Consider the following 13,923-nt stretch of genomic DNA (forward strand, 5'->3'; position numbering starts at 1 on the left):
AACAGACCATGCCGCGCCAGAGCGAGATCACGTCCGCTGCCGTCCCAGAACCAAGACTGCCGCCGGAAGCCGCGGCCGCGATCGTCCGCGCCTTCTGGAAAGCTGACGCCGACAGGGTCGTGCAGGAACGGATCGCCTTTGCTCATCTGACGCAAGACGCAGTGGCGGCGCATTGCTGGCAGTCGCTGCGCCCCTTCCTGTAACCAAAGGACATTCTCAACATGCACGCACTCGAAACCGAAGCGATGCTGAACCAGGCGATCGGCCAATTCTGGCGCGGCCTGATCCAGCATCAAACCCATCTTGGCCTGATCGCGTCGCTGGGTCTCAGCAAGCTGGCCGATACCATGCAGGCCCGGATGGCCGACGAGCCGCAGACGCTACGCAGCCTGCTTGATCGGCTGCTCGATCTGGGCGGAACGCCCGCCTTCGCGGTTACCACCCCGACACTGGGCACCGACCTCGCCACGATCCTTTCAACCGACATCGATTCCCAGCGCGCTGGATTGGGGATGCTCAATCAGTGCGTACTGTTTGCCGGAAACCAGTCCGACGCCGGGACGCGGCTGCTGTTCGAACGCATCATCGTCGATGAAGAGGAACATCTCGCCTGGCTGCTCGGCGAGCAGAGCCTGCTTACGCGCATCGGGGAGGCTGCATATACGACGTTGCGCGCCTAGCCTGCCTCGGTAGCGGCGGCCGGGCTTCAGCGCGCACGCGCTGCGCGTTCAGGCGAGCCGATATGGCCCGCCCTTCTCCAACGCCACCTGCCACGCGGGCCGCGCATGGATGCGTGCGACGAACGCCTCCAGCTTGGGCCAGCGGCCGGCGCCGCCGATCTGTACCGCCAGTTCGGCGGGGAAGCTCAGCATCACGTCGGCTCCCGTCCAGTCGTCGCCCACAAAATGGCCGGAGGGGCGCAGTTCCGCTTCCAGATAATCGAAATGGTTCGCGATCTCGCTCGCGATCCGCGGATGCAGCGGCGCGCCGGCCGCGCCAAGCAGGCCGACATAGATATGCAGCAGCAGCGGCGTCATCGCCGAGCCCTCGGCATAATGCAGCAATTGGAGATTGCGGAGCGCGTCCGCGCTACCGGCGGGCGGCAGAAAGCGGTCTTCGCCGAAGCGTTCGCACAGATGCTGAACGATCGCCCCCGATTCCTGCAGCACCGCTCCGTCGATCTCGAGAACGGGCGCCTTGCCCAGCGGATGCACCTGCTTCAGTTCCGGCGGGGCGAAACGCGTGACGGCATCGCGTGCATAGAGCGTGATCGCATACGGCAGACCCAGTTCTTCCAGCAGCCACAAAATGCGCTGTGAACGGCTGTCATTCAGATGATGGACGATGATCGTCATTCGGTGTTCCTCTGGTGACTGGATGCTTCGCTCACGCCTTGAGCGCCCAGACCAGCGCCTGGCGGGCATGCGAAATCCTCGGATGGCGGAGCGCGGCGGGGGACCATATCATGTAGTAGGGAAGATGGGTCGCCCCGTTCGGTGGCATGAGTTCTCGAAGCTCCCCCCGCTCGATCGCGGCGCGGCACATATAGGCGGGGAGCACCGACCAGCCGAAGCCGGAACACAGGATGCTCCGCAGCGCGCGCAGATCCTGGCTCACCACCGCGGGGACCGGATTTACCGCGTGCAGGCGATTGTGCGCCAGCCACTGCGTGAACAGAGGAAGCTCGAAATTATACGCGACTGTCGGCTCGCTGCTCATCGCCGCAACGCGATCCGACGCCGCCTCGATCCGATCCGCTATCGCCGGGCTGGCTACCGCCAGAATGGGCTCGGAGCGGATCGTCTCGGTGCGCAGGCGCGGGTCGGTGACGGGGTATCCCGAAATCCCCAGGTCGCAATGGCCCTCGATCAGCATCTGGACGATCAGGTCGCGATGCGCCGCGTGGAGCCTGACGCGCACGCCCGTGTCCAACAGCGGCCGAAGCCGCGTGGACAAAACTTCCGACAGGAAATCGGCATGGCCGATGATCTGCACCGCGCCTTCGATGTCGCTGGAGCGCGCCCGTGCCGCCGACAGCGCCTGCTCCGCCTCGTCCAGGCTGTCGCCGATATCCGCCGCCAGATCGTCCGCTGCCGCGGTGGGCACCACGCCGCGTACCTGGCGCTCGAACAACGGGCGACCGATGGCGATTTCCAGACCGGCGATATGCTGCGACACCGCAGGCTGGGTCATGCCCAGCGTCCGCGCCGCCCCGCTCATCGAGCGCTGGCGATAGACTTCGACGAAGGTGCGGAGGCGCGGCAGGGACATGACCACCCTATAAATTCATTTATGGCAATATGCCACAACCGCTTTTGGTATCGTCTCCACAGCCCGGCTATCTCGACGCCACACAAGGAGACGAGCAAATGGCTTCCCCACAGACGATATCCGATCTGCATGCGATCGTAGAGGCGATGAAGAAGGCGCATCTTGACGCCGGGCCGACCGACTCCGCGCTGCGCCGCGACCGGCTTGACCGCGCGATCCGTCTGCTGACCGAAAACCATGTCGACCTCGCCAAGGCGATGTCCGCTGATTTCGGCAACCGCAGCATCTACCACTCCACGACCGCCGACATCGCGACCACCGTCGCGACGCTGCGCCACGCGCACGACCATGTCGACGCCTGGATGCAACCCGAGCCCGCCGAGGTCATCAGCCCCGGAATGCGCGCCTGGATCGCGCCGCAGCCTCTGGGCGTGGTGGGCGTGATCAGCCCCTGGAATTTCCCGATCAACCTCGCCTTCGGCCCGCTAGCGGGCGTGCTCGCGGCCGGCAACGTCGCGCTGCTCAAGCCCTCGGAGATCACCGAGCGCACCTCCGAACTGCTCGCCGAGCGGATCGCGCATTATTTTGATCCGATGGAAATCGCCGTGGTGCTGGGGGATGCTGCGCTGGGTGCGGCGTTCAGCGGCCTGCCGTTCGATCATCTGGTGTTCACCGGCAGCACTACCGTCGGCCGCCACGTGATGCGCGCCGCGGCGGAAAATCTGGTGCCGGTCACGCTTGAACTGGGCGGCAAGTCCCCGGTGGTGATCGACAGCGATGCCGACATCGTCACCGCCGCCGAGCGCACGCTCACCGTCAAGATGTTCAACGCCGGGCAGATCTGCCTCTCGCCCGACTATGTGCTGCTGCCGGAAGCGCAGGTGGACGCGTTCGTCGCGGCCGCGCAGGCGTTCGTCGCGGCCAGCTATCCCGCCGTCCAGGCCAATCCTGATTACACCTCGATCATCGCGGACCGGCATTTCGACCGGCTGGTGGCGCTGGTCGCCGATGCCGAGGCCAAGGGCGCGAGGGTGATCAGCCTCGCCCCCGCCGGCGAACCCGCCTATGACCGCAGCACCCGCAAGATCGCCCCGATCCTGCTACTGGACGTCGATGACGGGATGACGGTGATGCAGGAAGAGATCTTCGGCCCGATCCTGCCGCTGCGCAGCGTTGCCGACCCGGCCGAGGCGACGGCGTACGTCAACGCGCATCCGCGCCCGCTGGCGGCCTATTATTTCGGCGAGGATCCGGCACGCCAGCAGGCCTTCGCCGCCGCCACCACCTCGGGCGCGCTCGTGATCAACGACATCATGTGCCATGTCTCAATGGACAGCCTGCCCTTCGGCGGCGTGGGACCTTCGGGCATGGGCGCCTATCACGGCATCCACGGTTTCCGCCGATTCAGCCACGCCAAGCCCGTGGTGGTGCAGAGCCCCGACGGCGCCAGCAACCTGCGGCTGCGCATGCCCTATGCCGACAAGCTCGTCGCGCTCACCGCGATGCTGCAGGCCTGAACCAATATCGCCCGCCGCGGGTTGCGGCGGGCCCCCATGAGAGGAACGACCGATGAAGATCCTGATGGTGCTCACCTCGCACGACGAACTCGGCAACACCGGCAAGAAGACCGGCTTCTGGCTCGAGGAATTCGCCGCCCCCTATTACACGTTTACCGATGCCGGTGCCAAGGTGGTGCTCGCCTCCCCCGCCGGCGGCCAGCCGCCGCTCGACCCCAAGAGCGACCTGCCCGATTTCCAGACCGAGTTCACCCACCGCTTCAAGGCCGATCCGGCGGCGCAGGCGGCGCTGGCCAGCACGGTGAAGCTGGAAACGATCGACCCGGCCGATTTCGACACCGTCTTCTATCCGGGCGGCCATGGCCCGCTGTGGGACCTCGCCGGCTCCGAAACCTCGATCCGGCTGATCGAAACCTTCGAGCGCGCCGGCAAGCCGATCGGTTTCGTCTGCCACGCCCCCGGCGCGCTGCGCCATGTAAAGGCAGCGGACGGCGCGCCGCTGGTGCAGGGCCGCCGCGTCACTGGCTTCACCAATGGCGAGGAAGCTGCGGTCGAGCTGACCGATGTGGTGCCGTTCCTGATTGAGGACGAGTTCCAGAAGCTCGGCGCACACTATGAAAAGGGCCCGGACTGGGCACCGTTCCTCGTCACCGATGGCAAGCTGATCACCGGACAGAATCCGGCCAGCTCCGAATTGGTTGCCAAGGCGCTGCTCGAGCAGCTCGCTTGAGTGACGCCAGCGGCGCGGCGGATGTCGCGCCGCTGGTTACTTCAGGTCTTGCGCTCTTAGACTGGACAATGTGATTGCGACGCCAAGGGCAGGATGAAGGCGTCGCGAATTGCTTCGGCGGGAGCCGACCTCGCACATCGCCGAGGTTACCGATACGCGACGATGAGAAGGATGTTTTCATTGTGGCTGGAGATCCGGTGCAGGGTAACCTCGGTCCTCCTTCCCCGCCGCATTGTTGCGTGGCCGGAACCGCAAGGCGCTGCCCAATATTTGACAAGCTCCATTTCACCAACACCACGGAACGCCGAGAAACGCTGGCATGCCATGAACTTGCCGGGGGCGAGCGGCCAGGCATCAGGAGTCGCCGCCCGCCGCAGGAGGGGGTAAACTAGAGGTCCTGCACCGGCTTTGGGTCGGACACGGATGGCAGGTTCTGGCGCTAGCAGACCTTCAGGCGTCGGCCGCGGAAGGGCTTATTTTGGTCGGAATCGGACGGTCGCGATCTGAGGCAGGCGGGGGATCCAGTGGTAAGGTTGGACTTACGGCGCACCGCGCCTCGCCAAGAACTGCACCAGTGTCGTAGCGAACTGCACCAGACGGTGACTGATGCGAAGGGCCGGAATTGCGGAATGTAGCGGCCAATCCCGCGCGGGCTGACCTGGCGGGCGGAGGCCCGCATGACTCCTACCAAATTGCTCATTGGACAGGTCCTGATCGTGCTCGTCATCGTGTTGGCGGGGGTCTGGTTCGCGACGCAGTGGGCAGCGGCGGAACTGGCGTATCAGCCCGAGTTGGGCAGGCCCTGGTTTGTCGCCTTCGGGCGCCCTTTCTATCGACCCTGGGCACTGTTCGGCTGGTGGTTCTCGTTCGAGGCCTACGCCCCGACGATCTTCGAAGAAGCTGGCGCCATTGCAGCCACGAGCGGCCTGGTCGGATGCGGGGCAGCAATCTTCGGGTCCCTCTGGCGTGCCCGTCAGCGGCGCCATGTCACGACGTACGGCTCTGCCCGCTGGGCAAGTTTTCAGGATATTCGTGCCGCCGGGCTTGTCACTGAACCCGATCCTTTTGGAATGCGGCAAGGCGGGATTCAATCAGCACCCCCGCTTCGCGGTGACCGGGCGACCGGATGCGCCTATGAGTTCCTCCTGCTTGAACAGGTATGACGGCAACAAATGGTTGAGAGACCCACCGGAGAGAGTGCCGCGATTCGGGCCTAGAAAGTACCAAATTGGTTCATCGGGCGAGGGTTTGTGTCCGGGTATCGGACCAGATTTTTTGGTGGGCCACGAGTGGGCCACGGATTTTCGGTGTCTCAGAGAATGAAGCGCGCCAAGGCGGGCTGCTGATGCATATCGCGCGCCACCGCTTTCATCTTCCTGGTCAAGGTCGGATCGCCACCCGTGGCTTCAAAACCTTCTCCATCCAGCGCCGGGCAAGGTCGATCGCTTCCGGCGAGCGAGGGTTGCCGGTTTTCATCAGTCGCAGCGCTTCTTCGTGCAGTGCTTCCCAGTCGGCGTCCGCCTGGCTCATTCCGCGGTACGCGTTGGCGTCCAGAGTCGCCTGATCAGCGGAGGAGAAATGCTTTGCCGCAACAGCTTCATATGCGGCGCTCAGATCATCGGTGCGCTTGTCGGTCATAGCCGTTTCCTTTGTGAGGTTCATCAGTTCGTCCGAGGAAAGGCTGCCTTGTTGAGCGAGCTTGGCCCTTGCAGCCGAGAGCAACCTCAGCGCCTCGCTAACTCGCTCCGCTTCCTGGCGCAGCACCTGCTCGTGCAGTTCCAAGAACGTCGCGAGGTCAGGGAGCCCCTCAGCCAGAAGCTCGGCTATCCGGCTGAGCGAAAAGCCAAAACTCTTCAAGGCGATCACCTGGTGCAGGCGACTGATCTGGTCTGGACCATAGACCCGCCAGCCCGCCAGCCCGCCGCCGTCCGCTCGGCGCGGACCAACCCATGTGCCTCGTACAGCCGCAATGCCTTTCCGCTAACGCCAAAGCGGCGAGCGACTTCGGCGGTACGGAGATAAGGCTCAGTCTTCGCCAACGTTGTGCCCTTCATCGAACGATCTGCTCTATCGGGCCAGCCCCAGGGGCCGGTGCAAGAGTGAATAGTCGGAAGGGTCAAAGCTCATGTGCTTCAGCCTGTTTATGGGTTTACGCCTTACCAACCTGACCAGTTTTCCGGGACCGCCTCAATCGGGGGGGGGCTTGGTCATTCGATATAGAACTCTACAGGTAGTACCATCTCGAATGGCGCATTCCGGTCCGCAGGAACCGCCGGTAGCGGATCGGCGCGTCGGATCGTTTCCAGCGCGCCCTTGTCGAGCGAGCCGAAGCCGGAGCCGCGCAGCACCTGTGCGGAAAGGACGTGCCCGCCCCGATCGATCCACACCCGCAGATGCGTCACCCCCTGGTTGGACATCCGCCGTGCGGCAGAGGGATAGCGACGGAACTTCTGGATATGCGCGAGTAGCTGCGCCTCATAGCTGGTGTCGCGACCCGAGAGCTGCGGCGCGGGCGGTGCGGGATTGGAGACCGGTGCGGTGGTGGCGGGCGCGGGCGGGCCGGGATCGGGAGCGGGCGGCATCGGCGGGGCCGCCGATACCGGGATATGCAGCGGCGTCACCATCCGAGGCGGCGGGATCGGCGTGTCCTGCGGTTGGGGCGGGGTCTGTTTGCGCGCGGTCTGGAGCGGGCCGGGCTTGCGGTCACGCGCGGGCTCGGGCGGGCTGGCGAGCGGCAGCATGTTGACTACCAGCGGAGTTGGTGCGGGCGTTCGCATCACACCTTCGAAGCGGAGCAGCAGCGGGATCAGCACCAGTGCCAGCAGCAGCACCGACAGGCACAGGCTCATTACCCGGCGCCGCGCCGAAATCGGCACATAACGGCTTGGGGCGGGGCTGGCGCGCGCTGGAAAGTCGAGGATGGCTGCGTTGCCCTCCGGCACCTGCGCGGGCGTTGCGCCCCGCCGCGCCGTTGCATCGGTCACCTGCAATCTCCCCGGGCGCGGTTGCGCCTTGGCTGGTCTTTCCTGGTTAGACGTGTGCGGCACCAAGATGGGGACCTTCAAGCGTGCAGAATAATCACGACGGAGCCGATCCGGGTGGCGCGCAGGTGGAGCAGGCTCTCCAGCGTGCGCAGCGCTTCCTCGGGATTGTCGACTGCGATCGATCCGCTCACCCGCCGCTCGGAAAGCGCGCTGCCGACCAGCCGGATAATGCCGGGATGACTGCGTGCCAGTTCCTTGACGACATCGCCCAGCGGCGCATCCTCGAACACCAGCCAGCCCCGTGTCCAGGCCATCGCCGTGTCGCGGCTCGCCGGGCGGACTGCACCGATCGTGCTGCCCTGATAATGCACCGTCTGCCCCTCGGCGACGCGTGCGCTGGCGCCGCTGTCGAGCGCGACCTGCACGGCGTGTTCGGTAACGGTGACGTCCGCGGCATCGCCCTGGCGCTGGACGATGAAGCGGGTGCCGAGCGCCGTGGTCGCGCCGCTGCCCGCATCGACGGTGAACGGTCGGCTGCGATCGGGCGCGACTTCGAATTCGGCGCGGCCACGCAGCAGCTGGACCTCGCGGCGGTTCGCGGTGAAATCGAGCGCGACGGCGCTGTTGGTGTCGAGCCAGACGCGCGAGCCATCGGCCAGCTGCTCGATCCGCCGTTCGCCGACACCGGTTCGCAGATCGGCCTGGAGCCGCAACGGTACATCGGCCAGCACGGCGAGCGTGATCGCGGCGGCCAGCGCTGCACCGGCCTGGGCTGTGCGGCGCGGGGTTGGCGCGCGCACGCGGGCGCGGCGGCGCGGTGCCACTTCGGCGGGCAGGGGCGGCGTACTGGCTTCGGCGACCTTGCCCAGATCGCGCCAGATCGCTTCCATCTCGGCGAGATGCTTGTCGTGCCGCGGATCCGAGACGCGCCACGCCTCGATCGCCTCGCCTGTGCCCTGCGCGCCGTTGCGGCACAGGTCATCGGCGAGCAGGCGTGCCGCCTGGGCGATGATCGCCTTGTCGTCCTCGGGTTTCATGCCTGCTCCGCCTCCGCCAATCGGCTGTGGCAATGCTGTAATGCCAGGCGGACATGCTTGGCGACGGCGTTCTGGGTGATTCCCAGCCGCTCCGCGATCTCGGCGCTGGACAGGTCGTGGATACGGCGCAGCACGAACACTTCGCGGCAGCGCGGCGGCAATTCGTCCAGTGCGAGTTTCAAGCGGCGCAGCCGGTCGCGATCGATCAGCACCTGTTCGGCGTCCGGGGTTTCATCGGGCGTGGTGTCGTCGGGAGGGGCCTCGTGGAAATAGTCATGCCGCACCCGATCCTTGCGCAATTGATCGATCGCGAGGTTGCGCACCAGCCGGCGCAGGAACGCCCCGCTGTCACGTACGGTAACCCGCTCGTCGAGTGTCTGAACCCGGAACCACAGGCTCTGTACCACGTCCTCTGCGGCCGGCCCATCACCCAGGATGCGGCGCGCGACGCCCAGCAACGGTCGTCGATTACCGATGATCGCGTGCGACAGCATTGCCGTGGTGGAAGGCCATTTCCCCATGCGGCGCGCTTAAACGCAACTGCGAGTTAGTCGCAATAGAAAACCCGCAGTCGCGAAATTTTGCGCTTGCGAAGTCCCGTTGTTGCATTGCCGCACGTCAACCTTTGCGACTGCCTCGCAAAAAGGGGCGCATGAGACAAGAGCAAGGGGTTAGAATATGACGGGACGCAATCGGGCACGCGGCGCGATGCTGCTGGCGGTGCAGGTGCTGATGGGCGGGACGATGCTGGCGTCGCCGGTGTTGGCGCACGCGACGGCGCAGGCAACCCTGTTTTCAATCCCCAAGGGGCCGCTGGGGGAGGCGCTTGCCCGCTTTTCGCAGCAGAGCGGGCTGCAACTCGTCTATGATGCCGATCTGACCCGTGGCCTCACCACCAATGGCGTCGACGGCACCATGGGCCCGATCGCCGCGCTGTCGCGCCTGCTCCAGGGCAGCGGGCTCAGCTACCGGGTTGAGGGGCGCCGGGTGACGCTGGAGCGCGCACCGCAATCGGCGGACGCGACCGTGCTCGGCCCGGTCCGGGTCGGCGCGTCGAACGAGCGCGGCGGTGCCGGCGGGACCAATCCGGCGGGCGTCGGGGGTCGCGGCGAGGGCGCGACGCCGGCGGACCGGCCCTATCTCGAGGCCGGCTCCAGCGCCTATATCCCGCAGGAGACGATCGAGCGATTTCGAGGCGCGACGGTAGCTGATGTCGTGAAGGGGGTGGCCGGCGTCACCGCGGGCGATCCGCGCGTCGCCAATGCGCTCGACGTCAATATCCGCGGCGTGCAGGGGCAGGGCCGCGTGCCGATCCTGATCGACGGCGCGCAATCGGGCATGGACACCTATCGCGGCTATGCTGGCCAATCGCAGCGCGCCTATCTCGATCCCGATCTGATCAGCGCGATCACGATCGAGAAAGGCCCGAGCCTCGCCACCAACGCCTCGGGCGGGATCGGCGGCGTGGTAAGCGTCGATACGCTCAAGCTGGGCGACGTGCTGCGCGAGGGGAAGACTATCGGCGCGCGCGTCCGCTTCGGTCTGTCGGATGGCAGCGCGCCGGATCTCCCCGGCTATTCGGACACGCAGCGCCGCCGCGAGACGCTGAAGCCCGGCGGCTTCTTCGGCAATGCCGCGCTGGCCTGGCGCAACGACGATATCGAGTTGCTCGCCGCCTATGCCCACCGCGAGACCGGCAATTATTATGCCGGCAGCGTGGGTTATGAGGGTTATCCGCTCACCCGTCGCACCGTCGCAGCGCTCAACCCGCGCAAATCCGAAGTGTTCAATACTTCCGCCAAGTCGGACTCGATCCTGCTCAAGGGCACCTGGCGCATCGATGATGCCCAGGCGATCGAGGCGAGCTATCGCCGCTATGAGGGCCGCCAGGGCGAGATCATGGCCTCCCAGATCATCCGCGGCACAGGCGAGCAGGTGCCGCAATGGGAGCCCGGCCGCATCGGCCTCGACGCCTATACGCTCACCTATCGCGCCAAGCAGGGCGCCGCGATCGATTTCACCGCGCGCGCCTGGTACACCCACTCGAACAGCCTGATGTATAACGGCCTGACCGGCATCACGCCCTGGTTTTACGATCGCCGCACCGAATGGTGGGATGCGCCGACCTTCAACAGTGAGGCTGGCTATCGCGACGCCTATTGGAACGAGCTGACCAACAATCGTTGGGGCTATGACCTCACCAATATCTCGAAGTTGAGCGGCGGCCTCGGCGACTTCACCTTCACCTATGGCCTTGCCTTCGCAAACGACGACATCAAGCCTGGCCCGAACTCTCCGATCAAGCAAGACGACATCGTCAACAACCGCTTCCTGCGCAACGCGCACCGCCAGGAATATAGCGGCACCGCCTCGGTCAAGTGGCAGCCGGACTCGCGCTGGGAGCTGCTGGTCGGCGGTCGGCTCAACCATGTCGAAATCCAGGATCGAAATCGGCTGGCGATGGTGGCGGAGGAAAGCCAGATCGGCTTCTACCGCTATACCGAGCTGCTGCGCCCGAACCCTAGCGCGACCAACCCGAACCGCACCGCGCGCGTGCAGTTGCTCAACTGGTATCCGGATGCCAATGGCCAGTTCACCTACGCCTCGCTATTGGCCTCGCCCTTCGAGAAGGGCACCGTCGCCGACATTCCCGGCTGGACGACGTACAAGGCCGATCCGGTCAAGCCGCTGATCGTGCCGACCGCGTGGAACTGGTCGAAGCCGATCAAGCGTCGCGACACGGCGTTCACTCCCACCGGCACGATCAGCTACGACGCAGGCTTCGCGCGCATCTATGGCCGCTATGCCGAGGGCGTAAAGCTGCCGAGCATCTTCGAGACCACGCTCGGCCTGTTCACCGCCGCGCGGCCGGTTGCGGAACTCAAGCCCGAGCGCAGCCGCAGCTGGGAAATCGGCGCCAGCACGCTCCAGCGCGGCGTCTTCGCAGCGGGTGACCGGCTGGCGGTCAAGGTCGCCTATTTCAACAACAATATCAGCGACCTGATCACCCGCGACTATCGCACGTTGTCGGCCGGCCTCATCCGCAATGTCGACAAGTTCAAGGTTTCGGGCATCGAGTTCCAGTCCGAATATTCGGGCCGGGTGCCGTTCGTGAACCTCTCGGCGCACTATTATCTCAAGGCCAAGACCTGTGCGCCCGACATCGCAGCCGAGCGCCGCGCCTATGGCAAGTCGCGCGGGATCGACGCGCTGATCAACACCCCCGATTGCGTCGATGGTGGCTTCGAGGGCTCCTACACCAACACCCAGAACCCGCCGCGCTTCAACCTAAATGCCACGCTCGGCGCCCGCCTGTTCGACGATCGCCTGACCTTCGGCGCGCGACTGGTCCACAACAGCGGTCCGATCAGCAAGCTCGACAAGGAATGGAATGTCGGCCTGTCCGCGATCCAGCAGCTCTACAAGCGCTCGAGCATCGTCGATGCGTTTCTCAGCGCCAAGGTTACCGAGCAAGTTCAGCTCGACCTGAACGTCGATAACCTGACGGATCGCTATTATCTCGATCCGCTCGCGCTCGGCGTGATGCCCGCCCCGGGGCGCACTTTCCGCGCCGCGATGAGCTTCCGCTACTGAGCGCCGGACGCCATTCCCCTATCTGCAAGGAGTATCTCGATGGACGTCATCGACACGCCGCTCTCGGCTCGCCTCAAGAACGAGACCCACGCCACCCATGACAAGCTCGATCGCTCGATCATGGACGCTGCCGCTTTCAACACTCTGGACGGCTATCGCCGTTTCCTGCGCGTTCAGCGCGCGTTCCACGGCGATATTGACGCGCTCTACGCTGATCCCGCGCTCCAGGCGCTGCTGCCAGGCCTGGCCGAGCGCCGCCGCCTGCCGCTGATCCAGGCCGACCTCGCCGACCTTGAGGAAGGCGAGCGCGCTCCGGCTGCCTCGGCCGGGCCGACCGCCGATCCTGCCACTGCGCTCGGATGGCTCTATGTCGCCGAGGGCTCGAATCTCGGCGCGGCCCTGCTTCGCAAGGAAGCTGCACGCCTCGGCTTGTCGGACACGCATGGTGCCCGACACCTCGCGCCGGCAGAGGATGGTCCCGCCGCGCATTGGCGTCAGTTCAAGGAGGGGCTGGATGGGGCGCTGCTTACCGATGCAGAGACCAAGCGGGCGATCGCCGGCGCCAACGCCGCCTTTGCTCGGGTGCAGGCGCTGGTCGATGCCGAACTCGGCTGATCCTGTCGCACGGGGGCGGACGCGGCGGATGTTCTGGCTTGCTCTGGGCCTGCTTCTCGTCGCGACCGGCTTTGTGGGGCTGTTCGTGCCGCTATTGCCGACTGCGGATTTCCTGATCCTGGCACTGCCATGCTTCGCGCGTTCCTCACCGCGACTGGAATCCTGGCTGCTCAACCATCCGCGTTTCGGCGTGGTGCTGCGTGGGTGGCAATCGGCTCGTGCGATCCCGCGTCATGCAAAATTCGCTGCCTGTTTGGGCATGGTGACAGGCTTTTCGTTGTTCCTATGGTTTGCGCATGCGCCTTTCTGGCTTGCTACACTGGTTGCGCTTATCTTGTCTGGCTGTGCGGCGTGGATCGTCGGGCGCCCGGTGCCGACAAGCACAGGCTAGGCATCTGGTCGAACTCATATCGCTTTGGATGCCACGCCAGAGCGTCGTGTTACGGCGACATCCGCCATGTGCGGCGCCTGCAGCACCACATCTGTGGTCTGCCGGCCCTGCATCGACCAACCGACCACGCGGCGGGAATACAGGTCGATCACGACAGCCAGATACCCACGTCCCACAGGGCAATCACGTTGTGTCGCTGGTACGGCACTCCGATCAGGTGCTCGGCGCCATTCTCACGGCGGCGGGTCGGGGAGATTTGCGGATTTCGCTGGAATTGAACTTGGTGCGGTTAAAGCTTCTGGAACTTGCCGCGCTGCTTGAACGCGCTTGAAGACAGAGGGGCCTCCTTCGGTCAGGAACTCAAGAATCGGCCGCGAATCATGGTCTATAATGTACCAAGAAGGTTCGTTGGGCGAGGGTTCGTGTCCGGATTTCGGAACAGATTTTTTGGTGGGCCACGAAGGGGCCACGGATCTCAGGTCCCACCAGAACTGACGCTTTTCTGCGGGTTACAGCGCCCGATGTGAGTCCTGTAAGCGCACCACCTCTCTCAGAAGCAACACCGCCGAACCCTTGTGGAAAGGGCTTTCCCGTGGGTCGGGCGTGGGTCCTTTGTGGGGGCGGCTTTGACAATGCTGTGAACCCCGACACCGTGCTTCGCCGAATCTCTTGCAGCTTCGAGCCGTTGACCTGCTCCCCATTTTCAGGCCGCCGATAACTTAGCTTCGGTGTCCCTATGCCCTTGGCGGGGGCGGCTCGTAAACTCGGCGGGTGCCAATCCGGC

15 protein-coding genes are annotated in these 13,923 nt (G+C 65.2%); 8 read left to right on the plus strand and 7 right to left on the minus strand.

The window, feature by feature from the left end:
* Positions 1 to 8 precede the first annotated feature (8 nt).
* On the plus strand, positions 9 to 203 hold the full coding sequence (locus tag SPI01S_RS18595) for a hypothetical protein (RefSeq protein ID WP_066726244.1): 195 nt from the start codon (positions 9 to 11) through the stop codon (positions 201 to 203).
* Between the two features lie 42 nt (positions 204 to 245).
* Positions 246 to 680: a ferritin-like domain-containing protein gene (locus SPI01S_RS18600; RefSeq protein ID WP_218017629.1), complete on the plus strand. Its 435-nt coding sequence runs from the start codon at positions 246 to 248 to the stop codon at positions 678 to 680.
* A gap of 48 nt (positions 681 to 728) precedes the next feature.
* Here SPI01S_RS18600 and SPI01S_RS18605 read toward each other — a convergent pair whose 3' ends face one another.
* Together SPI01S_RS18605 and SPI01S_RS18610 are read right to left on the minus strand one after the other, a co-directional pair.
* Positions 729 to 1,355: a glutathione S-transferase family protein gene (locus SPI01S_RS18605; protein ID WP_066726248.1), complete on the minus strand. Its 627-nt coding sequence runs from the start codon at positions 1,353 to 1,355 to the stop codon at positions 729 to 731.
* Positions 1,356 to 1,386: 31 nt separating this feature from the next.
* Positions 1,387 to 2,271, minus strand: a complete 885-nt coding sequence (locus SPI01S_RS18610) for a LysR family transcriptional regulator (RefSeq protein ID WP_066726249.1) — start codon at positions 2,269 to 2,271, stop codon at positions 1,387 to 1,389.
* A 98-nt stretch (positions 2,272 to 2,369) separates the two neighbouring features.
* Between SPI01S_RS18610 and SPI01S_RS18615 the strand changes: the two genes are divergently transcribed.
* The 3 genes from SPI01S_RS18615 (at position 2,370) to SPI01S_RS18625 (ending at position 5,681) form a co-directional block, all read left to right on the plus strand.
* Complete coding sequence (locus SPI01S_RS18615; protein ID WP_066726250.1) at positions 2,370 to 3,788, plus strand: coniferyl aldehyde dehydrogenase; 1,419 nt, start codon at positions 2,370 to 2,372, stop codon at positions 3,786 to 3,788.
* A gap of 52 nt (positions 3,789 to 3,840) precedes the next feature.
* Positions 3,841 to 4,518, plus strand: a complete 678-nt coding sequence (locus tag SPI01S_RS18620; RefSeq protein WP_066726263.1) for a type 1 glutamine amidotransferase domain-containing protein — start codon at positions 3,841 to 3,843, stop codon at positions 4,516 to 4,518.
* Between the two features lie 677 nt (positions 4,519 to 5,195).
* Positions 5,196 to 5,681, plus strand: a complete 486-nt coding sequence (locus SPI01S_RS18625) for a hypothetical protein (RefSeq protein ID WP_066726266.1) — start codon at positions 5,196 to 5,198, stop codon at positions 5,679 to 5,681.
* Between the two features lie 217 nt (positions 5,682 to 5,898).
* Here the strand turns inward: SPI01S_RS18625 and SPI01S_RS18630 are convergent, their stop codons facing one another.
* The 5 genes from SPI01S_RS18630 to SPI01S_RS18645 all read right to left on the minus strand — a co-directional run bounded on the left by SPI01S_RS18630 (position 5,899) and on the right by SPI01S_RS18645 (position 9,033).
* Positions 5,899 to 6,384 (minus strand): MerR family transcriptional regulator, encoded by a 486-nt coding sequence (locus SPI01S_RS18630; protein WP_169804545.1) that lies wholly within the window; start codon positions 6,382 to 6,384, stop codon positions 5,899 to 5,901.
* Positions 6,381 to 6,572 carry a MerR family transcriptional regulator gene (locus tag SPI01S_RS23130; protein ID WP_084253585.1) on the minus strand — a complete coding sequence of 64 codons (192 nt, stop codon included), beginning with the start codon at positions 6,570 to 6,572 and terminating at the stop codon, positions 6,381 to 6,383. Before SPI01S_RS23130 ends, SPI01S_RS18630 begins: the two co-directional genes overlap by 4 nt.
* 153 nt (positions 6,573 to 6,725) lie before the next feature.
* Complete coding sequence (locus SPI01S_RS23295; RefSeq protein WP_066726269.1) at positions 6,726 to 7,502, minus strand: energy transducer TonB family protein; 777 nt, start codon at positions 7,500 to 7,502, stop codon at positions 6,726 to 6,728.
* Positions 7,503 to 7,579: 77 nt separating this feature from the next.
* A complete protein-coding gene (locus tag SPI01S_RS18640) occupies positions 7,580 to 8,539 on the minus strand; it encodes a FecR family protein (RefSeq protein ID WP_066726272.1) in 960 nt (319 codons plus the stop codon).
* Positions 8,536 to 9,033: an RNA polymerase sigma factor gene (locus SPI01S_RS18645; RefSeq protein ID WP_066726274.1), complete on the minus strand. Its 498-nt coding sequence runs from the start codon at positions 9,031 to 9,033 to the stop codon at positions 8,536 to 8,538. Before SPI01S_RS18645 ends, SPI01S_RS18640 begins: the two co-directional genes overlap by 4 nt.
* Before the next feature lie 184 nt (positions 9,034 to 9,217).
* On the opposite strand from SPI01S_RS18645, the gene SPI01S_RS18650 reads away from it, so the two are divergent.
* From SPI01S_RS18650 to SPI01S_RS21980, 3 genes are read left to right on the plus strand one after another with little or no spacing between them, the layout of a single operon-like run.
* Positions 9,218 to 12,133, plus strand: a complete 2,916-nt coding sequence (locus SPI01S_RS18650; protein ID WP_066726277.1) for a TonB-dependent receptor — start codon at positions 9,218 to 9,220, stop codon at positions 12,131 to 12,133.
* A gap of 39 nt (positions 12,134 to 12,172) precedes the next feature.
* The gene (locus SPI01S_RS18655) at positions 12,173 to 12,748 is read left to right on the plus strand and encodes a biliverdin-producing heme oxygenase (RefSeq protein ID WP_066726282.1); all 576 of its coding nucleotides are present in this window, start codon (positions 12,173 to 12,175) and stop codon (positions 12,746 to 12,748) included.
* Positions 12,749 to 12,776: 28 nt separating this feature from the next.
* On the plus strand, positions 12,777 to 13,139 hold the full coding sequence (locus SPI01S_RS21980) for a YbaN family protein (protein WP_245653670.1): 363 nt from the start codon (positions 12,777 to 12,779) through the stop codon (positions 13,137 to 13,139).
* Positions 13,140 to 13,923 lie beyond the last annotated feature (784 nt).

This window comes from Sphingomonas pituitosa NBRC 102491, from assembly GCF_001598435.1.
Classification (GTDB): domain Bacteria; phylum Pseudomonadota; class Alphaproteobacteria; order Sphingomonadales; family Sphingomonadaceae; genus Sphingomonas; species Sphingomonas pituitosa.